This is a genomic window from Rubrivirga sp. S365 (genome assembly GCF_032248475.1).
GTDB lineage: Bacteria > Bacteroidota > Rhodothermia > Rhodothermales > Rubricoccaceae > Rubrivirga > Rubrivirga litoralis.
In genome coordinates this window covers 2001405-2025597 of sequence record NZ_JAVTTN010000001.1, presented here as the reverse complement: position 1 = coordinate 2025597, position 24193 = coordinate 2001405, and the positions used below count along the sequence as shown (strand labels likewise).

Annotated in this window: 22 protein-coding genes; 11 read left to right on the top strand and 11 right to left on the bottom strand. The window is 73.0% G+C overall.

Going from position 1 to position 24193, the window contains the following annotated elements:
- Positions 1–111: 111 nt before the first annotated feature.
- Both lepA and RQM47_RS08750 read right to left on the bottom strand, forming a co-directional pair.
- A complete protein-coding gene (lepA, locus tag RQM47_RS08755; protein WP_311664606.1) occupies positions 112–1908 on the bottom strand; it encodes a translation elongation factor 4 in 1797 nt (598 codons plus the stop codon).
- Positions 1909–2149: 241 nt separating this feature from the next.
- The gene (locus RQM47_RS08750; RefSeq protein ID WP_311664608.1) at positions 2150–2755 is read right to left on the bottom strand and encodes a Uma2 family endonuclease; all 606 of its coding nucleotides are present in this window, start codon (positions 2753–2755) and stop codon (positions 2150–2152) included.
- A 130-nt stretch (positions 2756–2885) separates the two neighbouring features.
- On the opposite strand from RQM47_RS08750, the gene RQM47_RS08745 reads away from it, so the two are divergent.
- Complete coding sequence (locus RQM47_RS08745; RefSeq protein ID WP_311664610.1) at positions 2886–3746, top strand: DUF3667 domain-containing protein; 861 nt, start codon at positions 2886–2888, stop codon at positions 3744–3746.
- A gap of 17 nt (positions 3747–3763) precedes the next feature.
- Here the strand turns inward: RQM47_RS08745 and RQM47_RS08740 are convergent, their stop codons facing one another.
- The 3 genes from RQM47_RS08740 to RQM47_RS08730 are packed head-to-tail and all read right to left on the bottom strand — an operon-like array spanning position 3764 to position 6201.
- Complete coding sequence (locus tag RQM47_RS08740) at positions 3764–3973, bottom strand: hypothetical protein (protein ID WP_311664612.1); 210 nt, start codon at positions 3971–3973, stop codon at positions 3764–3766.
- Complete coding sequence (locus RQM47_RS08735; RefSeq protein WP_311664615.1) at positions 3960–4250, bottom strand: hypothetical protein; 291 nt, start codon at positions 4248–4250, stop codon at positions 3960–3962. Before RQM47_RS08735 ends, RQM47_RS08740 begins: the two co-directional genes overlap by 14 nt.
- Positions 4243–6201 (bottom strand): DNA topoisomerase IV subunit B, encoded by a 1959-nt coding sequence (locus RQM47_RS08730; protein WP_311664617.1) that lies wholly within the window; start codon positions 6199–6201, stop codon positions 4243–4245. Before RQM47_RS08730 ends, RQM47_RS08735 begins: the two co-directional genes overlap by 8 nt.
- A 305-nt stretch (positions 6202–6506) precedes the next feature.
- Between RQM47_RS08730 and RQM47_RS08725 the strand changes: the two genes are divergently transcribed.
- Positions 6507–7445, top strand: coding sequence for an SDR family NAD(P)-dependent oxidoreductase (locus RQM47_RS08725; RefSeq protein ID WP_311664619.1), 939 nt, complete (start codon positions 6507–6509; stop codon positions 7443–7445).
- Between the two features lie 72 nt (positions 7446–7517).
- Here RQM47_RS08725 and RQM47_RS08720 read toward each other — a convergent pair whose 3' ends face one another.
- The 3 genes from RQM47_RS08720 to RQM47_RS08710 form a co-directional block, all read right to left on the bottom strand.
- Positions 7518–8678 carry a hypothetical protein gene (locus tag RQM47_RS08720; protein ID WP_311664621.1) on the bottom strand — a complete coding sequence of 387 codons (1161 nt, stop codon included), beginning with the start codon at positions 8676–8678 and terminating at the stop codon, positions 7518–7520.
- 363 nt (positions 8679–9041) lie between these two features.
- Positions 9042–11231 carry an ATP-dependent DNA helicase RecQ gene (locus tag RQM47_RS08715; RefSeq protein WP_314008522.1) on the bottom strand — a complete coding sequence of 730 codons (2190 nt, stop codon included), beginning with the start codon at positions 11229–11231 and terminating at the stop codon, positions 9042–9044.
- 293 nt (positions 11232–11524) lie between these two features.
- Positions 11525–11653, bottom strand: coding sequence for a hypothetical protein (locus tag RQM47_RS08710; protein ID WP_311664625.1), 129 nt, complete (start codon positions 11651–11653; stop codon positions 11525–11527).
- Positions 11654–11698: 45 nt separating this feature from the next.
- Here RQM47_RS08710 and hisB point away from each other — a divergent pair, with 45 nt between their 5' ends.
- On the top strand, positions 11699–12295 hold the full coding sequence (gene hisB, locus RQM47_RS08705) for an imidazoleglycerol-phosphate dehydratase HisB (RefSeq protein ID WP_311664627.1): 597 nt from the start codon (positions 11699–11701) through the stop codon (positions 12293–12295).
- A 129-nt stretch (positions 12296–12424) separates the two neighbouring features.
- On the opposite strand, the gene RQM47_RS08700 is transcribed toward hisB, so the two are convergent.
- Positions 12425–12748 (bottom strand): metalloregulator ArsR/SmtB family transcription factor, encoded by a 324-nt coding sequence (locus tag RQM47_RS08700; RefSeq protein WP_311664629.1) that lies wholly within the window; start codon positions 12746–12748, stop codon positions 12425–12427.
- A 110-nt stretch (positions 12749–12858) separates the two neighbouring features.
- On the opposite strand from RQM47_RS08700, the gene RQM47_RS08695 reads away from it, so the two are divergent.
- The 3 genes from RQM47_RS08695 (at position 12859) to RQM47_RS08685 (ending at position 15551) form a co-directional block, all read left to right on the top strand.
- Complete coding sequence (locus tag RQM47_RS08695) at positions 12859–13425, top strand: YeeE/YedE family protein (protein ID WP_311664632.1); 567 nt, start codon at positions 12859–12861, stop codon at positions 13423–13425.
- Positions 13426–13429: 4 nt separating this feature from the next.
- Complete coding sequence (locus RQM47_RS08690) at positions 13430–14023, top strand: YeeE/YedE family protein (protein WP_311664634.1); 594 nt, start codon at positions 13430–13432, stop codon at positions 14021–14023.
- 88 nt (positions 14024–14111) lie between these two features.
- Positions 14112–15551 (top strand): rhodanese-like domain-containing protein, encoded by a 1440-nt coding sequence (locus RQM47_RS08685; RefSeq protein ID WP_311664636.1) that lies wholly within the window; start codon positions 14112–14114, stop codon positions 15549–15551.
- Positions 15552–15647: 96 nt separating this feature from the next.
- Here the strand turns inward: RQM47_RS08685 and RQM47_RS08680 are convergent, their stop codons facing one another.
- On the bottom strand, positions 15648–17147 hold the full coding sequence (locus tag RQM47_RS08680) for a SulP family inorganic anion transporter (protein WP_314008519.1): 1500 nt from the start codon (positions 17145–17147) through the stop codon (positions 15648–15650).
- Between the two features lie 332 nt (positions 17148–17479).
- Here RQM47_RS08680 and RQM47_RS08675 point away from each other — a divergent pair, with 332 nt between their 5' ends.
- The gene (locus RQM47_RS08675; RefSeq protein ID WP_314008516.1) at positions 17480–17890 is read left to right on the top strand and encodes a hypothetical protein; all 411 of its coding nucleotides are present in this window, start codon (positions 17480–17482) and stop codon (positions 17888–17890) included.
- Between the two features lie 11 nt (positions 17891–17901).
- Here the strand turns inward: RQM47_RS08675 and mazG are convergent, their stop codons facing one another.
- Positions 17902–18801 carry a nucleoside triphosphate pyrophosphohydrolase gene (gene mazG, locus RQM47_RS08670; RefSeq protein WP_311664642.1) on the bottom strand — a complete coding sequence of 300 codons (900 nt, stop codon included), beginning with the start codon at positions 18799–18801 and terminating at the stop codon, positions 17902–17904.
- Positions 18802–19178: 377 nt separating this feature from the next.
- Here mazG and RQM47_RS08665 point away from each other — a divergent pair, with 377 nt between their 5' ends.
- From RQM47_RS08665 to RQM47_RS08650, 4 genes are all read left to right on the top strand, one after another.
- Positions 19179–19706, top strand: coding sequence for a single-stranded DNA-binding protein (locus RQM47_RS08665; protein ID WP_311664644.1), 528 nt, complete (start codon positions 19179–19181; stop codon positions 19704–19706).
- Between the two features lie 165 nt (positions 19707–19871).
- A complete protein-coding gene (locus RQM47_RS08660; protein ID WP_311664646.1) occupies positions 19872–21230 on the top strand; it encodes a hemolysin family protein in 1359 nt (452 codons plus the stop codon).
- A gap of 48 nt (positions 21231–21278) precedes the next feature.
- Positions 21279–22199, top strand: a complete 921-nt coding sequence (locus RQM47_RS08655) for a penicillin-binding transpeptidase domain-containing protein (protein ID WP_314008514.1) — start codon at positions 21279–21281, stop codon at positions 22197–22199.
- Positions 22200–22343: 144 nt separating this feature from the next.
- A complete protein-coding gene (locus RQM47_RS08650) occupies positions 22344–23927 on the top strand; it encodes a hypothetical protein (RefSeq protein ID WP_314008512.1) in 1584 nt (527 codons plus the stop codon).
- Positions 23928–24193 lie beyond the last annotated feature (266 nt).

Below are 24193 nucleotides of genomic sequence, written 5' to 3'. Positions count from 1 at the left end.
GGACCCCGGAGAGGGAAGGCAGAAGAGGACGAGCACGACGGCCGCGGAGCGGAGCCACCCCGCCCCGCCCCCCCGCTCCAGTCCCCGGTCCCGAGTCCCCATGTCCCTACCTCACTCCATCGAGAGGACCGCCAGGAACGCCTCCTGCGGGACCTCGACGGCGCCGACCTGCTTCATCCGCTTTTTCCCCTCCTTCTGTTTTTCCAGCAGCTTCCGCTTGCGCGAGATGTCGCCGCCGTAGCACTTGGCCGTCACGTCCTTGCGGAGCGCCTTGACCGTCTCGCGGGCGATGACCTTGTTGCCCAGCGCCGCCTGGATGGCCACGTCGAACATCTGGCGCGGGATGAGCTCGCGGAGCTTCGTCGAGAGCCGCCGCCCCATGTCGTAGGCCTTCTCGCGGTGGACGATCGTGCTCAGCGCGTCGACCGTGTCGCCGTTGAGCATCACGTCGAGCTTGACCAGCTTCGAGGCCCGCTCGTCGATAAAGTCGTAGTCGAACGACGCGTAGCCGCGGCTGACCGACTTGAGCTTGTCGTAGAAGTCGAAGACGATCTCGGCGAGCGGGAGCTCGTACTTGAGGTTCACGCGGTCCGTCGTGAGGTACTCCTGCGTGAGGTACGTCCCGCGGCGGTCCTGGCAGAGCCCCATGAGCGCACCCACGTACTCGGTCGGCGTGATGATCTCGGCCTTCACGTAGGGCTCGCGGACCTCGTGGATCTGGCCGGGGTCGGGCATCTCCGACGGGTTCTCGACCTCGACCGCCTCCCCGCCCGAGAGCTCGACCGTGTAGCGGACGTTGGGCATCGTGGTCACGATGTCGAGCCCGAACTCGCGGTCCAGCCGCTCCTGCACGACCTCCATGTGGAGCATGCCGAGAAAGCCGACCCGGAACCCGAACCCGAGCGCCGCCGACGTCTCGGGCTCGTACGTGAGCGCGGCGTCGTTGAGCTGGAGCTTCTCGAGGGCGGCGCGGAGGTCCTCGAAGTCGGCCGAGTCGGTTGGGTAGATGCCCGAGAACACCATCGGCTTCACGTCGCGGTAGCCGGGGAGCTGCGTGTCCGCCCCGCCCTTCTGGTGCGTGACGGTGTCGCCGACGCGCGTGTCGGCCACGTCCTTGACCGAGCCGATGAGGTAGCCGACCTCGCCCGGGCCAAGCTCCGCGACCGGCTCCATCCCCATCTTGAGGTGGCCGATCTCCTCGGCGAAGTACCGGGCGCCCGTGGCCATGAACTCGATGGCGTCGCCCTTGCGGAGCGTCCCCTCCTTGACGCGGACGTAGACGACGGACCCGCGGTAGGTGTCGAACGTGGAGTCGAAGATGAGCGCCTGGAGCGGGGCGTCGGGGTCGCCGGTCGGGGCCGGCACGCGCTCGACGATCCGGTCGAGCACGGCCTCGACGCCCTGCCCGGTCTTCGCGCTCACGTGGAGGACGTCGTCGGGGTCGCCGCCAATGAGGTCGGTGATGGACTGGGCGACCAGCTCGGGCTCGGCGCTCGGCAGGTCCACCTTGTTCAGGACCGGGATGATCTCGAGGTCCTGGCCGATCGCCATGTAGAGGTTCGAGATCGTCTGCGCCTCGATCCCCTGCGCCGCGTCGACGACCAGGATGGCGCCCTCGCACGCGTTGAGCGCGCGGCTCACCTCGTAGGTGAAGTCGACGTGGCCCGGCGTGTCGATGAGGTTGAGCACGTACCGCTCCTTGTCCGGGGCCTGGTACCCCATGCGGATGGCGTGGCTCTTGATCGTGATGCCGCGCTCGCGCTCGAGGTCCATCGAGTCCAGCACCTGCGCCTGCATCTCGCGCGACGTCAGCGTGCCGGTCGCCTCGAGGAGGCGGTCGGCCAGCGTCGACTTGCCGTGGTCGATGTGGGCGATGATGCAGAAGTTCCTGATGCGGCTCTGGTCCACGAGGGCGGGGCGGGGTGGCGCGGGTTTCGGTCAACGGTGAAACTAGCGCCGGGCGTGCCGGCCCCGGCGGAAATCCCGGTGCGCTCGGGGCGCGCGCAGGAGCGCCTGCGTGTGGGCGCGCCGGCACAGAAGCCTGGAGGCGGCCGCCCCGCCCCGCCGCGGTTGGGCCGGGGGCGGGGTGGAGCCGTTGCCCGCCGCCTCCGCCCCGCCCCCGCGGCCGGCGCACGCGGCCGGGGCGGCGTCAAGGAAGGTCGACGAGCCGGTACACGTCGGCGAGCGGGACGGCGAGGCCGAGCGCGGCGCTCTCGACGACGGCGTCGAGGCCTTCGACGAACCGGAGCGCCCCGCCCTCGGGCTGGGGCACGATCCGCGTGACCGCGGCGGCGTCGACCTCGACGATCCAATACTCGACGAGGCTCTCGATCCCAGCGTACGCCCGGAGCTTCGCGCCGCGGTCGCGCCCCACGGTCGACGGCGAGACGATCTCGACGAGGAGCGTCGGGTTGAGGAGAACGGCAGGGTTGTCGTCGGTGTACTGGGGCTCGTCGCACGTGAACACGAGGTCGGGGTAGCTGTACCGGCCGGCCTCCGTCCGTACGCGCTGATCGCCTACCCCGCCCCGCCACCCGCGCTGCGTCATCGGTCCGTGGAGGGCGGCTGAGAGGTTCAGCACGACCTGGTTGTGCGCCGGGCTCGCCCCGGCCATCGCCACCGTCCCCGTCTCGTCATAGCCGTGGACAGGAACGACCACGCCGTCCCAGTACTCGTAGCGTTCGCCCTCGGGCGCGGCGGCGTCGAAGGCGAGGTACTCCTCGACGGTCATGCGGGCGGGGCGGACAGCGGACATGGCTCCGGGCGGGGTGGGAACGTCAAGGTAGGGACCGCCCCGCCCACGCCCAGCGGAGGCGCGGGCGGGGCGGCGCCTTGACGCGGGCCGCCCCGCCCCGCATCTTCACAGGCCACTCACGGAGAGCGCCTTGATCGACACCGCCCCGCCCGCCCTCGCCGCCACGGCAGGCCACCCCGTCCCCGAACGGGACGTCGACTGCCTCCAGTGCGGGGCGGGGCGGGTCGGCGCCTACTGCCACGCCTGCGGCCAACACGAGTCGGTGGCGGACCGGCTCACGTTCCGCTCGCTGTGGCACGACTTCCGGGTCCGCCGGCTGAACCTCGACCGCGGGCTCGGGCGGACGCTCCTCGACGTGGTGCTCCGGCCCGGGTACGTCGCGCGGGCGTTCGTGGAGGGCCGGCGGCAGACGTACACGCACCCGATCACGCTGCTGTTCGTGCTGTACGCGGTGTACGCTGTGGTCGCGGGGCTCCTCGACGAGCCGCTTCAGGCGGTGATGCGGGCGCAGATGGAAGCGCAGATGCCAGCCGGAGACGAGATGACGTCGGAGATGGATGACGTCGTCAGCGTGATGTCGGAGGTGGTGCGAGTGCTCTACACCTACGGCGCGTACTTCTCCGTCCTCGTCATCCTCCCATTCGCGGGGCTCCTCCGGTGGCTCCTCGGCGACCGGGGTCGGACCGTCGCGGAATACGCCGTCTTCGCCGCCTACGTCGAGGCCGCCGTCGTCCTCCCAAGCGCCCTCGTCCTCACCCCGCTCATGGCGTTGACGGGACTGTCGTGGATCGGAATGCTCAGCTTCGTCCTGTACCTGGTCTACGCCGTGTGGGGCGTGGCGCAGTTCGTGGACGATCGCCACCCGGGCACGCTTGCCCTAGCCGGACTCTCGATGACAGTCGCCCTGGTCTTCTACTTCGGCTTGTTCATGGTCGCCGCTTTTAGCTACGGGATTTACATCGCCATCCAAGCCGCTCACGCCGCCGGCTGAGCCCCGGGCTGCCCGCCCTACTCCCCCGCCCCGCCCTCGCTCGCGTCCCGCCGCGCGCGGACGACCTCAACGGCCAGCAGCGCCAGCCCGACCACCATCAGGAGCCCCGAGAGCGCCGGCCGCCACACGCCCACGCCCCGCCCGAGCGCCCACGCGAGGACGTTCGTGAGCGCGAGCCCCACCCCGCCCGCGAGGGCGGTTAGACCGAGGCGTTCAGACCGGGTCATCCCCCCGCACGCGCCAGTCGGAGCCGTCGACGACCCGGCCGTCTTGCCAGACGACCCAATGGGACGTGTCCATCTGGAGGTTGCCGTATTCCGGCCCGTGTCGCTCCCGCCGAAGGCGCTCGACCTCAGCCAGCCGCTCGGCGACAGGGCGGCTCAGCCAGTACGCCGAATCACGCACCACCCCGCCCCGGCTGTTCCCGCCCCACCCGGCGTCGCGGGCGGGGCGGTCGTCGCCCTGGGCGGGGCGGCCGTCATCGGAGCGGGGCGGCCTAGACATCGAGGTCCTCGACGGTCGCCGCCTGCTCCATGATGAACCGGAAGCGGGGCGCCGCGTCCTTGCCCATGAGGTCCGAGATCGCCAGCTCCGTCGCCACGCGGGCGTCGTCGGGGATCGTGACCCGGAGGAGCCGGCGCTTGGCCGGGTCGAGCGTCGTCTCGTTGAGCGTCTGCGGCATCATCTCGCCCAGCCCCTTGAAGCGTTGGACTTCGATCGTCGTGCGGGGGTTCTTCTTCTGGATCCGTCGGACGATCTTGTCTCGGTCGGCCTCGTCGAGCGCCCAGTGCGTCTCCTTGAGCGCGTCGACGCGGAAGAGCGGGGGCTGCGCGACGTAGACGTAGCCGCCGTCGACGAGCGGGCGGAGGTAGCGGTAGAGGAACGTGAGCAGGAGCGTCGCGATGTGGAGGCCGTCCGCGTCGGCGTCCATCAGCAAGATCAGCTTGTGGTAGCGAAGCTTGGTCAGGTCGAGGTCCTCGCCCACGCCGCAGCCCAGGGCGTCGACGATGTTCGAGAGCTCCTTGTTGGCGAGCACCTTGGCCTTCGTCGCCTGCTCGGCGTTGAGGACCTTGCCGCGGAGCGGGAGGATGGCCTGCGTGGTCCGGTCGCGGCCCTGCTTGGCGGAGCCGCCGGCCGAGTCGCCCTCGACCACGAACAGCTCGCTCTCCGACGGGTCCGTCGAGGCGCAGTCGGCGAGCTTGCCCGGGAGGTTGAGCCGGTGGCTGACGGCGCTCTTGCGGCGGACGCTCGACGCCGCGGCGCGCGAGGCCTGCCGCGCCTTGGCCGCCTGGATCACGCGCGCCACGATCGCCTCGGCCGTCGAGGGGTGGGCGTTGAGGTACTGCTCGAACTCGGTGCGGAAGGCGCCACTCACCGCGCTTCGCACCTCGGGGTTGTTCAGCTTCTCCTTCGTCTGCCCCTGGAACTGCGGGTCGACGTGGTACAGGTTGACGACGGCGACGAGCCCCTCGCGGACGTCGTCGGCCGTGAGCTCGAGCTTGCGCTGGCCCAGGTCGTGCGTCTCGATGTAGTTGCGGACGGCCTTGGTCACGCCGTCCTTCAGCCCCTGCTCGTGCGTCCCGCCGTCGCGCGTGGGGATGCCGTTGACGAACGACGTGATCTGCTCGCGCGGCGCCTCGGTCCACACAAAGCAGATCTCGGTGCGGAGGCCGTCGGCGAGCTCGTCCTGGCGGATCACGAACGGGTCGGGGTGGACGCGCCGCGTCTCGGCCTCTTTCACCAGGTGGTCGAGGTACTCGACGATGCCGCCCTCGTGGTGGTACTCGACGCGTTCGCCGGCCTTCTCGTCCTTGAACACGATCCGGAGCGCCCCGTTGAGGTACGTCTTGACCTCCAGGTTGCCCTTGATGGTCTCGGCGTCGAGGTCGGTCGTCTCGAAGATCTCGGGGTCCGGCGTGAACGTGATCGTCGTACCGCTCCCGCGGACGTTCTGGCGGAGCGTCTTCAGCTTCGAGACCGGGAGCCCGCGCGCGTACCGCTGCTCGTAGAGCTTGCCGTCGCGCTTGACCTGCGCCACGAGGCTTTCGCTGAGCGCGTTCACGACCGACGACCCGACGCCGTGCAGCCCGCCCGAGGTGACGTAGCTGGACCCGTCGAACTTGCCGCCGGCGTGGAGCGTGGTGAGGATGACCTGGAGCGCCGGCACCTTTTTCGTCGGGTGCTTGTCGACCGGGATGCCGCGGCCGTTGTCGCTCACCGAGACGGTCCGCCCGTCGCGGTGCAGGACGACCTCGATCTGGGTCGCGTAGCCATTCGTGGCCTCGTCGACCGCGTTGTCGACGATCTCCCAGACGAGGTGGTGGAGCCCGGCCTTGCCGGTGCCGCCGATGTACATGCCGGGCCGCTTGCGGACGGGCTCCAGGCCCTCCAGGACCTGGATGTCGGCGCCGGTGTACGTGTCTGCGGCGACCGGGCGGTTCTGAACTTCTGCCATAGCGTGCGTGGGGGGACGTTCGGGACCAAGGTAACGGGGGCGCTGTGACATCCGCGCGGCACGGGGCAGGGTTCAGGGTTCAGGGTTCAGGGTTCAGGGTTCAGGGTTCAGGGTTCAGGGTTCAGGGTTCAGGGTTCAGGGTTCAGCAAAGATGACGGCCGCCCCGCCCGCAGTGTCAAGGGCGGGGCGGGGTGGTTGTCCCCGCGTTGTCCACCGCCCCGCCCGAACCAAGCAACCTCGAACCCACACAGAGCAACTCCGCCCCGCCCGCGCCGTCCTAGACCGCCCCGCCCGCCGCCCCGCCCGTGGAGACCGACCCGCGCCTCGAACCCTCTCGCCGCCCCGCCCCCGCGGTCGACCTTGCCGACCGGCCGACGGCGCTCGTCACCGGCTCCAACGGCGGCGTCGGGCTCGCGCTCGCCCAGAAGCTGGGCCGGGCGGGGTGGCGCGTGCTCCTGCACGGCCGAGACGGCGACAAGCTCGCGCGGGCGCACGCCAGGATGGACGTCGGCGCCCCGCACGAGGCGTTCCAGGCCGACCTCGCGAACCCCGACGCCGTCCGACGCCTGGCCGACAGCGTCCGCGAGGCGACCGACCGGCTCGACGTGCTCGTCCACAACGCGGGGCTCGTGCGGCCGTCGCGGGAGCGGACGGCGGGCGGGGCGGAGATGACGGTGGCCGTCAACGCGCTCGCGCCGTTCGTGCTCACGGAGGCGCTCCGCCCGCTCCTGGAACGCACGGCGGCCGATCACGACGGCGCCCGCGTCGTCACCGTCTCCAGCGAGGCCCAGAAGGCGGCCCGCCTGCCGGCGGCGAGCCCGGAGGGCGTGGCCGAGGTGCTCCGCGGCACGGGCCGCGAGCGCTACTCGTCGATCCGCGCCTACGCCCAGAGCAAGCTGGTCGCCACGGTCTGGACGCTAGAGCTCGCGCGGCGCCTGGAAGGCGCGGGCGTGACGGCCAACGCCTGCCACCCGGGCGTCGTCCGCACGGGCGTGTTCGGGGGCGTGGGCGGCGTCGTGGGGCTGCTCGCGCAGGCGGCGTCGCCCCTCTACCTCTCGCCGGAGCAGGGCGCTGAGAGCCCGTTCCTCCTCGCGACGGCCCCGCGCTACGGCCAGCGCACGGGCCGCTGGGTCACGCGCGGGCGGTTCCGCGGCCCCCACGAGGCCGCGCCGCCGGGCCAGGCCGCCGACCCGGCCGTGGGCGGGGCGGTGTGGGACGCGCTCGCCCGACTCGCCGGAGACTGACCGCCCCGCCCCGCTCGTCTGCCGACGTTCCAGCAGCGCCCTCCGAGACCGCCCCGCCCGCGCCGCGCTCCGTCAGGCCCACTCGACGGGGACCAGCCGGTCGTTGGGCCGGAGCTCGCGGCCGACCTTGCTCTCCGGCCGACCGTCGAGCTCTACGACGTCGGCCGTAAAGTCGAACGACGCGAGGAGGCCGTCGGCCTCGCCCTTGTTGTGCCCGAGCAGGCTCGACCCGACTCCGTAGCCGGCGACCGGCACGCCGGCCTGCTCGAACCGCTCGATCTTGTGCGGCGTGAACCCGCCGCTGGCGATGATGCCGACCGCCTCGAAGCCTTCCCCGTCGAGCGCCTCGCGGAGCCGCCGCACGAGGGGCGGGTTGACGCCGGTGAGCGCCGCGTCGGGCTCCCGGCGCGCGCGCTCGGCCAGCGAGCGGTCGACGAGCTTCTCGCTCGTGTCCACGCGGACGCCGCTGAGCGCGCCGTCCCCGAACGCCTCCCGCATCGCTCGGGCGACCGCGAGCGCGTCGGCGACGACGTCGTTGCGGTAGTCCACGAGGCTGACCACGCCCACGCTCGGCTCGTGCGCGCGGACGTACCGGGTAAAGGCGAGCGTCGCCTCGACCACGTCGCCGCCGAACGCCGCGATGAGCGCGTGCGGCATCGTCCCGGCCCCGCGCCCGCCCCACCACGCGCCGCCCGCGTCGCTCGACACGCTCCCCGCCCCGCCCACCATCGCGGCGTAGCCGTCCGGCGTCTGCACGCGCCAGTCGTCGTGGCGGGCGCCCATGAAGATGACCGGCTTGCCGGCCGCCGCGTCGATCACGCGCCGCACGTTCGAGGCCACGAGCGAGCGGCGGGCGAGCGTGCCCAGGAGCGGCGTTTCGAGGTGGGCGAAGGCCCGGTACGGCCCGCGGAGGAGCATCACGGTCTCCCACGGCTCGACCGAGTCGCCGTCGAGCAGCGTGTCGACGGCCACGGACGACGGCGCGTACCCGTCGGCAAGCTGCGTCTCGATCAGCCGCACGCCCTCGAACGCCCCGGCGACGACGCCCGCCCGCTTGGAAAACACCTGCATCGTCACGTGCGGATCGCGGCCGGCCTGGTCGAGCGTGGCGGCGGCCCGGACGAAGTAGCGGTCGGACAGCCACCCCTCGCGGATGCGCGGGTCAAAGTGGAAGACCGAGGCGGGAAAGCGGTCGAGGGCGCGGCGGAGGGCGGCGGCGCGGTCGTCGGGCATGGCGGGTGTGGGCGCGGGCAGCGGGGACGCGCGGCCGGCGGAGAAGTGCCATCGCCACCCCGCCCGGTCCAGGCCCGCGCCAGCGGCGGACGCGGGGGCGGGGCGGTGCCGCTCGCCGCCCCGCCCCGGGTGCCTCCCGCCTCGCACGGCCCCAGAGTGCAGCGGCAAGAGGTCTCTCGCGTGGAGGGGGAGACCGGCGCTCGATTCGACAACCACCCCTATCCCCTCCTGGCTAGGAGGGGGACTCTTCCCGCCCTGCCCAGTCTGTACGCCGATAAAGCAGAAGGCCCCTCGCTCCTGCACGAGCCTCCCCGCCCAGAGCGCGGGGGCGGGGTGGAGAAACGCGCTCCCCGGGCGGGGCGGTCAGGCCGCCTCCGCCACGATCCGCAGCACGTCCGCCCCGTAGGCGTCCCACTTGGCCGGGCCGACGCCCTTGACCGCCAGCATCTCGGCGTCCGTCGTCGGGCGGTGCGCGGCGAGCGCGCGGAGCGTCTTGTCGTTGAAGACGACGTAGGGCGGGACGGCCTTTTCGGTCGCCTGCTCCGTCCGCCACGCGCGGAGGGTCTCGAAGAGGGCCTCGTCCTCGGCGCTCAGGTCGTCGGCCTCTACGCCGCCCGAGGACCGCGCCGCCCCGCCCGAGCGACGGCCCGAGCCGAAGGCGGGGACCTCGACGTCAATGGCCTCGCGGTGGTCGAGCGCCTGGTCGCCCAGCGGCGTGAGCTCGATGACCGGGTACTCGTCGCCGCCGATGCGGAGGTAGCCCTTGAGCAGGAGGTCCTTGTAGATGCCGTCGGCGGCGCCCTGGCCGATCGTCTGGAGCCGGCCGTAGTACGGGTGCCGCTCGTACTTGTCCATGCCCTTGGCCTTCGACCCGGCCAGGATCTTGGCGAGCGTGACGCGGCCGACCGGCCACCGCAGGCGGCGGACGGCGTCCAAGAGCCCCAGCGCCACGCGCGAGTTCATGGGCAGCGCGTCCCAGTCCGGGAGCTCGTCCGGCGCGTCGCCCTTGAGGCGGGCGTTCGTGCGGCAGGCGTCGCAGCACTCGGCCGGGTCGACGTCCGTCGCCGCGTCGTCGCCGAAGTGGTCGAGGATCGTGCGGCGCCGGCAGTCCGACGACTGCGCGTAGCGGACGATGCCGAGGAGGCTGGCCGACTGGTCGCCGCTGTGCTTCTCGATGGACTTGAGCGCCTGGCTGACGGCCGTGGCGTCCCACGCCTGCGGCACCCACCGCCCCGCCCCCATCCGGTCCTCGCGCTCGGCGAGCGCCCCGGCCCGGCGGAGCCGGCTGAGCACGTTGGGGAGCTTGGCCCCGTGGATGCCGAGCGCGTCCGACATGCGGAGCAGGAAGTCGCCGTCCGTCTCGGCGCGCTCGCCGTCCTCGGGCGGGGCCGCGTTCTTGGCGGCGCGCTTGACGTAGCCCCAGACGCGGCGGAGGTCGTCGACGGTGGGCGCGCCCTGCTCGATAAACCACTCTTTGAGCTGGCGGTCCTGCGGCGCGTAGAGCAGGAGCGCCGTCGCGGGCCGCCCGTCCCGCCCCGCCCGCCCCGCCTCCTGGTAGTAGGCTTCGAGGTTCGAGGGGATCGACCAGTGGGCCACGAACCGGACGTCGCCGCGGTCGACGCCCATCCCGAACGCGTTCGTGGCGACGACCGTGTCGAGGCGCCCCGCGATAAACTGCTCCTGGACGTGGCTCCTCTCGGCGTCGGGGAGCCCGGCGTGGTAGGCCTCGCACGGGCGGCCCGTCTCGTCGCGGACGAACTGGGCCACGGCCTCGCAGTCCTTCCGCGTGCCGACGTAGATGAGCCCGGCCTCGCCCTGGTGCTCGTCCAGGAACTGCTTCAGCACGCGGCGCTTCTGCTTTTTGGTCGCCGTCTGCTTCACCTCGAACCGGAGGTTCGGCCGGTTGAAACCGGTGACGAGGTGGGCGGGGTGGCGGAGCTGGAGTTGGGCCGCGATGTCGTCCTGGACGCGCGACGTGGCCGTGGCCGTGAGCGCCACGCACGGCGGGCTGCCCATGGCCTCGCGGGCGGCGGCGATGTTGAGGTAGTCGGGGCGGAAGTCGTGGCCCCATTGCGACACGCAGTGGGCCTCGTCGACGGCCAGCAGCGCGACGTGCGCCTCGCGCAGCGACCGCTGGAACGACGGCACGCGGAGCCGCTCAGGCGCCGCGTAGATCATGGCCAGCTCGCCCCGGCGGAGCCGCGCGAGCACGTCGCGCTGCTCGTCGGCCGTCTGCGACGAGTTGACGTAGGCCGCGGCCACGCCGCGCCGCGTGAGCGCGTCGACCTGGTCCTTCATGAGCGCGATGAGCGGCGAGACCACGACCGTCACGCCGTCGGGCTTGAGGAGCGCGCCGAGTTGGTAGACGAGGCTCTTGCCGGCGCCCGTCGGCATGACGACGAGCGTGTCCTGACCGTCGAGGACGGGCCGGAGCGCGTCGGCCTGGCCGGGGCGGAGGTCGTCGAACCCGAAGTGCTCGCGGAGCGCGCGCCGCACGGCCTCGGGCTGGTATCCGGGGGCAACGGGCGGGGCGGCGGTCGGGGCGGCGGGCACGGGCGGGGCGGTCGGTTCGGGGGCGGGCACAGGGTACGAAACGGTCGGCCCCGCTACAGAGTGCGGCGGCCGGCTGACAGGTCGGGTGTCAGCGGGCAGAGATGCCCGCCCCGCCCATGCTGTGGGCGGGCACACTGGGCGGGGCGGGCACGCTGGGCGGGACGGATTCGTAGGGACACCGCGCGTGGTGTCCGCATTCGCCCGGCGGCGCACCACGCCACGGGCGGGGCGGCGGCGTCCAGAACCGCCCCGCCCTTGGGGTGCGCCTGCGTCGGACCCGGCGCGTCGTGTCCCTACGGGTGCCCGTCGTCAGGCCGCGCCGCGGCGGGCGGGGCGGCGCCCTCCGCGACCGCCTCGCCCGTCGCCGAGCTTCCGGCCGTCTTCCGCCCCGCCCGCGTGCCGGGGCCGGGCGGGGTGGGCATCTTCCGCCTTCCGCCTTCCGCCTTCCGCCTTCCGCCTTCCGCCGCATGCCCGACCTCCCCGCCCGCACCGCCACCGTCGAGCGCCAGACCGCCGAGACGACCGTCCGCCTCACGCTCGACCTCGACGGCGGCACCTACCGGAACGCGACCGGCGTCGGGTTCCTCGACCACATGCTCGACCTGTTCGCCCGCCACGGCCAGTTCGGGCTGACCGTCGAGGCCGAGGGCGACCTCCACGTCGACGACCACCACACGGTCGAGGACGTCGGGATCTGCCTCGGGCGCGCGCTCGGGCAGGCGCTCGGCGACAAGACCTACGTCGCCCGCTACGGCGAGGCGACGGTCCCGATGGACGAGGCCCTCGCGCGTGCCGTCGTCGACCTCTCGGGCCGGGCGTACCTGGTGTTCGAGGGAGACTTCCGCCGCGACACCGTCGGCGACCTCTCGACCGAACTCGTCGAGCACTTCTGGTGGAGCGTGGCCGAGCACGCCCGGCTCACGCTGCACCTGGACGTGCTGCGCGGGCGGAACGACCACCACAAGGTCGAGGCCGTGTTCAAGGCCGCCGCCCGCGCCCTCCGCGCCGCCGTCGCCCGCGACGCGACGGGCGACCGGCTCCCGAGCACCAAGGAGGCGCTGTAGGCGGAGTCGTGGAGGCAGGCAAGGGACAGGTCGAGCGCACCCACCCCGCCCCTTTGACGGGAGCGGGGCGGGGACGAGCGGCCACCCTGGGCGGGGTGGCGAGCGCGGGGCGGGGCGGCTCGCCGCCGCTTACGACGCCGGCCCGTCCTCCTCGTCCGTGAGCGCGTCGCACACGAGGTCGCAGAGCGCCCTCAGCGTGGGGTCGGTGATCCGGTAATGGACGTGGAGCCCGTCGCGGCGGCCGGCCACCACGCCGGCCTCGGCGAGCTGGCGGAGGTGCTTCGACGTGTTGGCGTGGCTCTGCCCGGTGTCGGACGCGAGCTCCTGGACCGTCCGCTCGTCGGCGTCGTAGAGCGCGCGCAGGAGGCGGAGCCGCGTTGGGTCGCCGAGCAGGCGGAACCGGGCCGCGGCGGCATCGAGGAGCGTGGACGGGACGAGCGGGACGTCGGGCATGGGGCGTCGGGGCGAGCCGGAAGCTAGGGACGGGGGTCTTTGTCGTCCCTTCGAGAACAAGTGGACAACCGGTCAGTTGTACGATCAACCAACCAGTTGTGCGCTGCCCCATGAACGCCGTCTCCCCCCTCCCCTGGTACGTCGCCGGCCCGCTCATCGGGCTCATCGTCCCCGCCCTCCTCGTCGTCGGCGGCAAGGTGTTCGGCCTGTCCGCTAACCTCCGCCACGCCTGCGCCGCCCTCCCGGCGGGCCGCGCCCGCCCCGCGTTCCTCCGCTACGACTGGCGGAGCACCGGGACGTGGAACCTGGTCTTCGCCCTCGGGATCGCCGTCGGCGGCTTTCTCGGCCTCCGCGTGTTCGCGGACCCAGCCGCCCCGCTCGCGCTCTCCGCCGACACCGTCGCCGCGCTCGCGGACCTCGGCGTGACCGACCTCGCCGGCGTCGTCCCGGCCCAACTCATCTCGTGGGCAGGGCTCGCCACGCCGGCCGGCGCGCTCATGGTGCTCGGCGGCGGGTTCCTCGTCGGGTTCGGCGCCCGGTGGGCCGGCGGCTGCACGAGCGGCCACGCCATCTCCGGGCTCGCCGACCTCCAGGTTCCGTCGCTCGTCGCCGTCGTCGGCTTTTTCGTGGGCGGCCTCGCCGTCGTCCACCTCCTCCTCCCCGCCCTTCTCGGATAAGCCCATGCGCACCGACATCCCCACCCCGCTCGACCGCGGCGACGGCGCACCCCGCCGGGCGGCCAGCCTCCCCCCCACGCTGGGTTCGTCCGACCCCGGCGAGTGCCTCGACGCCGAGCAGGTCCCCGCGGCGCTGCGCCCGCGCGCGCTTGCCGAGGGGAACGCGCCGCTCATGCTCGCGCTCTACGGCGCCCTCGGCGCCGCGCTCGGGCTCGTGTTTACGCAGGCACAGGTGATCTCGTGGTTCCGCATCTACGAGATGTTCCGGTTCGAGTCCTTCCACATGTACGGCGTCATCGGCTCGGCCGTCGCGACGGCCGCGCTGGGGCTCTGGGCGATCCGCCGGTTTGGCGTCACGACGATCCACGGCGAGCCCATCGCCGTCCAGCCGAAGGCGTGGGGCGGCTCGCGCGTGCCCGGCGCCCGCTACTGGATGGGCGGGCTCACGTTCGGGGCGGGGTGGGCGCTCCTGGGCGCGTGCCCCGGCCCGCTGTTCGCCCTCCTGGGCGGGGGCGTGACCGTCATGGCCGCCGCGCTCGCCGCCGCCCTCGCGGGCACCTGGGCCTACGCCCTCCTCCGCGACCGCCTGCCCCACTAGTCCTCTCCCCGCCCCGCCCTCCCGCCGGGCGGGGTGGCCGCCACTGTCTGCCCGACTCCACCCCGCCCCGCCCGACCTCAAAAGACCCATGCTGCTCCGCCAAATCCACGACCCCTCGCTCGCCCAGTACGCCTACCTCGTCGGCTGCCAGAAGACGGGCGAGGCCCTCGTCGTCGACCCCGAGCGCGACGTCGACCGCGTCCTCGCGCTCGCCGCCGAGGAGGGGCTGACGATCACGCACGTCGCCGAGACGCACATCCACGCCGACTTCCTCTCGGGCGCGCGCGACCTCGCCGAGCGCACCGGCGCCCGGCTCTACCTCTCGGCCGAGGGCGAGAGCGCGGGGTGGGGCTCGGACTGGGCCGAGGGCCGCGACGACGTCACGTTCTTGCGCGACGGCGACACGTTCGCCGTCGGGAACGTCGAGGTCCGCGCCGTCTACTCGCCGGGCCACACGCCCGAGCACCTGGCCTACCTCGTGACCGACCACGGGGGCGGGGCGGACGCGCCGATGGGCCTCCTCTCAGGCGACTTCGTGTTCGTCGGCGACCTCGGCCGGCCGGACCTGTTGGAGCAGGCGGCCGGCCAGGCCGGCGCGCAGGAGCCCGCCGCCCGCCAGCTCTACGCCTCCGTCCAACGCTTTCTCGACCTCGACGACTTTGTTCAGGTGTGGCCTGCCCACGGGGCCGGCAGCGCGTGCGGGAAGGCGCTCGGGGCGGTGCCCCAGTCGACGGTCGGGTACGAGCGCCGCTTTAACGGCGCCATCGACGCGGCGCGGCGCGGCGAGCCGGCGTTCGTCGAGGCCATCCTGGACGGCCAGCCCGAGCCGCCGCTGTACTTCGCGCGGATGAAGGCCCAGAACCGCGACGGCGTCCCCCCGCTGGCGGCGCTCCCGACGCCGCGCGCGCTCGCGCCGGACGAGCTGGCCGCCCCGCCCGCGGGGGCCGTCGTCGTCGACACGCGGCCGGATCGGTCGGCGTTTATGGCGGCGCACCTGCCGGGCGCGCTCTACGCCCCGCTCGGGTCCACGTTCTCGACCGTCGTCGGGTCGTACGTGACCGACCCCGAGACGCCGCTCGTGCTCGTCGTCCCCGAGGGCGGGGTGGGCGAGGCCGTCCGGGCGCTGGTGCGGATCGGGCTCGACCGGGTCGTGGCGTACGCCACGTACGAGACGCTCGCGGCCTACGCCCACGGCGGCGGCGACACGGCCGCGATCCCCGAAGTCGACTTCGAGGCCGTCGCTGGCCGTGCGGGCGGGGCGGCCGTGCTGGACGTCCGCCGCCAAGCCGAGGTCGACGCGGGCCACGTGCCCGGCGCCGCCCACATCGCCCACACCCGCCTCGCGGACCGGCTGGACGAGGTCCCCGACGGGTCCCCGCTCTACGTCCACTGCCAGAGCGGCGCCCGGGCGGCCGTCGCGGGCGCATTCCTGGCCTCGCGCGGCTACGACGTGGCGTACGTGAACGACGGGTTCGCGCACTACCGCGAGGTCGGCCCGGTCGAGACCGGCGAGCCGGCCGGCGTCTGATCCACCCCGCCCCACCTCGCACCGACGCGTCTGTCGCAGCGGGCGGGGCGGGACCTAGGCGATCCACCCCGCCCAGAGTTGCCCGGGGCAGGGCGGCTAGTGGAGCGCGAGCTCGGCGCCCGGCTTGTCGTGCGTGCCCAGCCGCTCCAGGAGCGACGCGCTCCGCTCATTGAGGCCGACGACCTCGACCTCGACGCCGCGCTTGCGGTAGCGGAGCACGGCCTTGTCGATGGCGGCGACGGCCGAGCCGTCCCACACGTGCGACTGCGACAGGTCGAGGACCACGCGGTCGACGTCCTCGTCGTAGTCGAAGAACTCCAGGAAGCCGTTGACCGTCACGAAAAAGAGCTGGCCGGTCACGACGTACGTGTGCTCGCGCCCGCCCGAGCTCTCGCGGACCTCCATAAACGCGTGGTCGGCGACGGCCCGCGCAAAGAGGAGCGCGCTGAGCACGACGCCCACGAGCACGCCGATCGACAGGTCGTGCGTGTAGACGACCGTGGCGACGGTCACCAGCATCACGGCCGTCTCGCCCTTGGGCGCGCGGCGGATGGCGAGGATCGAGCCCCAGTCGAATGTCCCGATCGAGACCATGATCATGACGGCCACGAGCGCGCCCATCGGGATCATCACCAGCCAGTCGCCCAGGACCAGGATGAACACGAGCAGGAAGGCGCCGGCCGAGAACGTCGAGAGCCGGCCCCGCCCGCCCGACGACACGTTGATGACCGACTGCCCGATCATGGCGCACCCGGCCATCCCGCCGAAAAAGCCCGTGATCACGTTGGCGATGCCCTGGCCGCGCGCCTCGCGGTTCTTGTCCGAGCCCGTGTCCGTCCGCTCGTCGACGATCTGCGCCGTCAGGAGCGACTCGATCAGGCCCACGAGCGCGAGCGCAAACGAGATCGGGAAGATGATCTCCAGCGTCTCCAGCGCGAACGGGACCGCCGGGAGCGAGAAGAACGGGAGCTCGGTCGGGAGCGCGCCCATGTCGCCGACCGTCTTGAGCCCGAATCCGGTCATGAGCGACACGAGCGTGAGCACGACGATCGCGATGAGCGGCGAGGGGATGGCCGTCGTGAGCCGCGGGACCCCGTAGATGATGGCCAGCCCGGCGGCCACGAACGCGTACATCGGCCACCCCGCCCCGGCAAACTGCGGGAGCTGCGCCATGAAGATGAGGATGGCGAGCGCGTTCACGAACCCGACCATGACGGCCTTGGGCACGAACTTCATCACGCGCCCCAGCCGGAACGCCCCGAACGCGAACTGGATGACGCCGGTCAGGATCGTCGCCGCGAACAGGTACTCGAGCCCGTAGTCGCGGACGAGCGTGATCATGAGGAGCGCCATGGCGCCCGTGGCCGCCGAGATCATCCCGGGCCGGCCGCCCACGAACGCCGTCGTGACCGCGATCGTGAACGAGGCGTAGAGCCCCACCTTCGGGTCCACGCCGGCGATGATCGAGAAGGCGATGGCCTCGGGGATCAAGGCCAAGGCCACGACGACGCCGGCCAGCAGGTCGGCGCGGACGTTCCCGAACCACTCCTCGCGGAGCACGGCGGGCGAGAAGGAGGCGGGGAGGCGGAGCGTCACAGGCGGGGCGAGGTTCGCGGGCGGGGCGGCACAGAAACGGGACCCGCACGCGGTGCAGGTCCCGGGGCGCCGGGGGTATCGGCGGCTGGAGCGGGAACCTACGGCCCAGGCCAAATCCCTCCGCCCCGCCCCGCCCGTCTTCCCCTGGGTTTGACGGCTACACCTCGGACTCTTAATGTGTTGCGGCACAACAATCAGACCAGCGGGCTTCAGCGAACGCATCACGCCTCGTCGGGGAGTACGTTTGGGCAGAGCCGACGCCGCCCGGCGACGCCCCGCGCCCCCGTTAGCGGGCCGTCCGCCCCCGCCCCGCCCCCTGCCCCACCGGCCCTGTGACCCCTCGAGACGCCGAGACGGCCGTGTTCCCGCTCCACGAGTACGGCATCGCCCAGCCGACGGGCCGCGTGCAGGCGCCGGACATCGTCGCGCTCAGCCTCGCCCTGACGAGCCACGCCGACTGGCGCCCCGGGTTTACCGAGGTCTGGGACGTCCGCTTCGCCGAGAGCGTCGACCTCGTCCCGAAAGACGTCCCGACGATGCTGGACGTCGAGCGGAGGACGCGGGAGGCGCTCGACGGGAGCACGACGGTCATCGTCGCCACGCGGCCGCTCATCCTGTTCTCAGTCAAGTTCTACGCCCGCCTCGTCAAGCCGCTGGGGCGGACGGTCGTCGCCGCCGACTCGTCGCAGGCGGCGGCGGCACTCCTCGGCGTCGACGCGCTCCCCGACCTCCGGGCGCGCTAGCTCCGCCCGCCTCACCCCGCCCCACCCGCGGCGCCTTCCGTGGCCGCGCCCCGCCGCTCGGCGGCCTTGGCCTCGTCCCACAGCGCGTCCATCGTGTCCAACCCGGCCTGGGCGGGGCGGGCGCCGCGCTCGGCGAGGGCGGCCTCGACGTGGCGGAACCGCCGCGAGAACTTGGCGACCGTCCGGCGGAGCGCCGTTTCGGGCACGACGCCCCGGAGCCGGGCGTAGTTGACGACGGCGAACAGGAGGTCGCCCACCTCGTCCTCGAGCGCGTCCGCCGTCTCCGCCGCGCGGACCTCGGCGGCCTCCTCGTCGACCTTGGCCCACGCGCCCTCGGCGTCGGGGAAGTCGAACCCGACGGCGGCGGCCTTGGCCTGGACCCGCTCGGCGCGGAGCAGGGCTGGGAGCGCGTCGGGCACGCCGTCGAGCGCCGACGGCGCCTCCGCCCCGCCCCCATTGGCAGCCCCGCCCGCGGCCTCGGCCCGCTCGGCGCGCTTGACGGCCTCCCAGGTGCGAGCCACGTCGCCCGCCCCGCCCACGACCTCGTCGCCGAAGACGTGCGGGTGGCGGCGGACGAGCTTGGTCATCTCGGCCCGCATCACGTCGGCCACGTCGAACGTCCCCTCGGTCTCGGCGATATGGGCGTGGAAGAGGACGTGGAGGAACAGGTCGCCCAGCTCCTTCTGCATCTCGGCCGGGTCGCCGGCGTCGACGGCGTCGACGAACTCGTAGGCCTCCTCGATCGTCAGGTGCTTTACGCTGTCGTGGGTCTGCTCACGGTCCCACGGGCACTCGCGCCGGAGCCGCCGGACGATGGCCACAAAGTCGGCGTAGAGGGCGGGGTGGGCCGCGGCGCGGTCGGCGTCGCTCAACCCGAGGGCGTCGAGGTCGTAGGGGAACGGCGTGGGCACGGCGGAAGGCGGAAGGCGGAAGGCGGAAGGCGGAAGATGCCCACCCCGCCCGGTCACGGCACGCGGGCGGGGCGGGAGACGGCCGGAATGTCGGCGGACCGCGGGCCAAGATCCCCACCCCGCCCGCGCGATTGCCATTGGGCGGGGCGGGTCCGGGCGGGGCGGCACCGGGCGGGGCGGCGGGACTCGCGTGGTGACGCGCCGCTGGCACCCGCGCTCGGTATTTTCGCCGACGCACGGTTACCCCGCCGCCCCGGCGGTGTCTATCCTTGCCCGCCGCGGTCGACCGACCGCGGCGCCCGAACGGCCGGCCGACGTACGGACCGGCGGATTCATGTTCCAGGGAGCGCCACCCCGCCCCCGCACCCCCCAGCCTCATGGCACGCGGAGTCAACAAAGTCATCCTCATCGGCAACCTCGGGCAGGACCCCGAGCTCCGGTACACCGGCAGCGGCACGGCCGTCTGCAACATGCGCCTGGCCACGTCCGAGTCCTACAAGGACCGCGACGGCAACCAGGTCGAAAACACCGAGTGGCACACGGTCGTCGCGTGGGCGCGGCTGGCCGAAATCTGCGGCGAGTACCTCAAGAAGGGCTCCCAGGTCTACTTCGAGGGCCAGCTCCAGACCCGCCAGTGGGAGGACCGCGACGGCAACTCGCGGTACACGACCGAGGTCAAGGTCCGCGAGATGACCATGCTCGGGGGCCGCGACGGCGGCGGCGGCGGCTACGACTCGAACGACGGCTACGACCAGTCGCCCCGCCCGCAGCGCCAGCCCCAGGGCAACGCCCAGGGCAACGGCGGCGGGCGCCCGCAGGGCGGCGGCCGGCCCCAGCAGCAGCAGGCCCCGGCCGGCGGCGGCGACGACTACTCGTTCGAGCCCGACGACGACCTCCCCTTCTGATCCGGCCGGACACGCGCTCTCGCTGGGCGGCGGCCTCCGGGCGGCCGCCCGGCGTCTGTTCGGGCGCCCCGCCCGAACCTCTCGGCGCTAGGTTGGTTTGCCCCACCCCGCCCAGGGCCGCACCCGCGCCCCGGGCCGACCGTCGCACTGCCCGGTCCTCCCGCCTTGGACCCCGCCTCTAGTCCGGCCCTCGCGGCCGCCCTCCTCGCCGACGCGCTCCCCAGCCCCGTCGCGCTGGCCGTGCAGATCGGCGTGTTCGTGCTCCTCCTCGTCTTCTCCGCCCTGTTCTCGGGGTCCGAGGTGGCGCTGTTCTCGATCACGCCCGGTGAGCGCGAGGGGCTCCTCGAGTCGGGGTCCTCGGCGTCCGCGCGCGTGGCGCGGCTGCTGGACCGGCCGCGGCGGCTGCTCGTGGCCGTCCTGCTCCTGAACACGGTGGTCAACGTGGGCGCGGCCATCCTGTCGACGCAGCTCGTCCTGGCGGCGGCGACGGGGTTCGGGTGGAGCCCGACGGCCGCGATCGTGGCCAACGTGGTCGGGCTCACGTTCGTCCTCCTCGTCGTCAGCGAGGTGGCCCCGAAGCTGGTCGCCAGCCGGCAGCCCGTGTGGTTCGCCGAGCGCGTGGCCGGCCTGCTCACCCCGCTCGTCGCCGCCGTCGCCCCGCTCGCCGACCTGCTCGCGAACATGGCCTCGGGGCTCCAGGCCCGGTTCCGGTCCGAGGCCGAGCCGCTCTCGTCGAGCGACATCAAGACGATGGCCGACGTGGGCGAGGCGCAGGGCTCGCTCGAGGAGGAGGAGCGGGCGCTCATCCACTCCATCGTCGAGTTCGGCGAGACGACCGTCCGCGAGGTCATGGTCAGCCGCGTCGACATGACGGCGCTGAGCGCCGACGCCTCGCTCGACGAGGCGCTCGACATGATCCGCGAGAGCGGCCACAGCCGGTTCCCGCTCTACCGCGACCACCTCGACAGCGTGCTCGGCGTGGTCTACGCCAAGGACCTGCTCCCCCACGTCGACGGCGAGGGCGGGGCGGCGACCGTCCCCGACTGGGTGGCCCTGGCGCGGAAGCCGCTCTACGTGCCCCCGACCAAGCCGCTTGACGACATGCTCGCCGACTTCCAGCGGACGAACACGCACATGGCGATCGCCGTCGACGAGTACGGCGGGACGGCCGGGCTGGTCACGCTCGAGGACCTCCTGGAAGAGGTGGTCGGCGAGATCCGCGACGAGCTCGACAGCCCCGAGGACGACACGCTCGTCTACGCCGTCGAGCCCGGCGTCTGGCGCGCCGAGGGGCGCGTCGACCTGGACGACCTGGCCGAGGTAGTCGGCGTCGACCTGGACACGGGCGCGTTCGACTTCGAGACGCTGGGCGGCCTCATCCTCCACCTCGTCGGCGACATCCCCTCGGCCGGCGACGAGGTCGACTACGAGCGGCTCCGGCTCCGGGTCACGGCCGTCGAGGACAACCGGATCGGCGAGGTCCGCGTCGAGGTCCTGCCGGTGCCCGAGCCCGAGGGCTCCTGAGCGGGTGACGGGTGACGAGCTTGTCGCCTCCACCCCGCCCCGCCCGCCGTGCGTCTTCTCCTCACCGCCCTGATTCTCGCCGCCTGCGGGTCGCCGCCCCGCCCCGAGCCGGCGACCGTCCCGCCCGCGGCTCACGCCGCGGCGGGCGGGGTGGCCGACACGGTCCGCGCCGACTGGGGCGGGGCGTTCGAGCGGCGCGGCCTCACGGGCACGTTCGTGCTCTACGAGCCCGGAGCGGGGCGCAACCCGCCGGGGCGCAACCCGCCGGGGCGCAACCCGCCGGGGCGCAACCCGCCGGGGCGGACCAGCCGCTACAACCCGGACCGCGCGGCCGAGCGGTTCGTGCCGGCCTCGACGTTCAAGCTCTACAACGCGCTCGTGACCCTCGAAACGGGCGTCGTGGGCGACCCCGACTCGACGTTCGTGTGGGACGGCGTCGAGCGCAGCGTGCCGGCGTGGAACCGCGACCAATCGCTCCGGGACGGGATGCGAAACTCGACGGTCTGGCTCTACCAGCGCGTCGCGCGCCGCGTCGGGGCGGGGCGGTACCGGGCGGCGTTCGCGCGCGAGCCCTACGGGAACGGCCTCGTCGGCGACTCCGTGGAGACGTTCTGGCTGCTTGGCCCGCTCGCGGTCTCGGCCGACGAGGAGGTGGCGTTCGTGGACGGCCTCCGCCGCGGCGCCCTCGCGTTCTCGCCCGAGACGCAGGCGGCGGTCCGCGACCTGGCGCCGGTGCTCGTCGACACGGCCGGCGTGCGGCTGCGGGCCAAGACGGGCCTCGCGCTCCGGGCGGGGCGGCCCGACCTCGGCTGGCTCATCGGATGGGTCGAGCGGCCGGACGGCGACGTCGTGTTCGCGCTCAACGCCGAGGCCACCGGCCCGGGCGCCGCCGACCTGGTCCCGGCGCGGCTGGCCGTCGCCCGCGAGATCCTAGAGGGCGAGGGCCTCCTGCCCCGCCCCGCCCGGTAGCGCCCGCCCCGCCCGGTAGCGCCCGCCGAGACCGGCCGGGAGCCCGCCCCGCCCTCGGCGCCGGGGCGGGGCGGCAGACGACGGGCCGCCGGGGGCGGGGCGGCGTGCTAGCTTCGGGCTTCACGCTCCGACAACACGCTGCCTGTGGCCGACTCCACCCCGCCCCCGTCCGACGCCGCCGACCGCGGCATCTGGTCCTCGAAGCTCGGGTTCGTGCTCGCCGCGAGCGGCTCGGCCATCGGGCTCGGCAACATCGTCTTTTTTGCCTCCAACGCCTACCAGTTCGGGGGCGGGGCGTTCTACCTCCCCTACTTCATCGCCCTCTTCGTGATGGGCATCCCGGTGATGATCGCCGAGTTCTCGATCGGGACGCGGACCGGGCGGAGCTTCCCGATGGCGCTCCGAGCGCTCGTCGGCAAGCGGGGCGAGTTCGTCGGGTGGTGGTCGCTGACGAGCGCGCTCTTTATCACGATGTACTACGTGGCGCTCTTGGGGTGGGCGCTGTGCATGATGGTCGCGGCGCTCGGCGGGCTCATGGAGCCCGGGGCGACGGCCCCGTTCGAGCCGTTCCTGGAGCCGACGTCCGGGCCGAACGCGCAGGTCTACTTTTTCAAGATCCTCGCCACGTGGTGGCCCATGCTGGCCGTGATCGCCATCTGGGCGATGACGCTGCTCGCGCTCTGGAAGGGGACCGAGACGATCGAGAAGACGGTCCGCGTGGCGGTCCCGCTCATGTGGCTGTTCATGATCGTCCTCATCGTCCGCGGCGTGACGCTGCCGGGCGGCACGGACGGCGTGATGTACCTGTTCACGCCCGACCTCTCCGGCATCTCGAAGCCCGACGTGTGGAAGGGCGCCTTCAGCCAGATGTTCTTCTCGCTCTCGCTGGGCCTGGGCACCATGACGGCCTACGCGAGCTACCTGCCCAAAGACTCGGACCAGGTCAACAACTCGTTCATGGTGAGCCTGCTCAACTGCGGGTTCGAGTACATCGCCGGCATCGCCATCTTCTCGATGCTCTTCGCGTTCTCGCTCAACCCGGCCGGGTCGTCGATCTCGCTCTCGTTCTTCGTCATCCCGCAGGGGATCTCGGCGTTCCCGTTCGCGGTGAAGGCGTTCGGGTTCGCGTTCTTCTTCCTCATCGTCATGGCCGGCGTGACGAGCGCGATCTCGCTCGTCGAGGGGATGGCCTCGGCCATCATCGACAAGACGGGCGCCCGGCGCGCGACGGCCCTCGCGTGCGTGGCCGTGCCGGGCGTGGTCGGCTCGCTCATCGCCACGCTCCCGATGATCGTCGACCCGGGCCTCGGCGAGAACGGGACGGTCGGCCTCAACTTCCTCGACATCCTCGACCACTGGGCGTTTGGCTACAGCCTGCTCACCGTCGGGCTGATCGAGACGATCCTGCTCGGGTGGGTGTTCGGGGCTGCGAACCTCCGGGCGTTCGTGAACGAGCACGCCGCGCTCCAGCTCGGCGCGTGGTTCGACGTCCTGCTCAAGTTCGTCATCCCGGCCATCCTGGCGACGGTCATCGTGTGGAACCTGTGGATCGACCTCGTCGACGGCCCGCTCTACGGATCGACCTATCCGCTGGGCGCCGTCGACTGGTTCCCGGTCGTGATCCCGCTGGCCTGGATCGTGGGCACGCTGGCCGTGGCGACCTACTTCACGTCGCGCGACTCGGCGCCGGAGCCAGCCGAGCCGGCCGTGGCCCAGTTCGAGCACTAGGGCACCCTTCGGGTGGGTACAGGGTACCGAGTACGAGGTACGGACCGATCTGACCTCGGCGCACACGTACCCCGTACCCTGTACCTACCCGCACGTTAGCTCTAGGCGGGCGGGGCGGTGCCCGTGCGTTGGCCCACCCCGCTCTCTGCACGGCAGGCTGGCTCTTTCGCGTCGACCGCCCCGCCCGCAGTCGATGTGGGCGGGGCGCCGACCGCCCGGGCGGGGCGGAGTAGCGGGGGGCGGGGCGGAGTAGCGGGGGGCGGGGC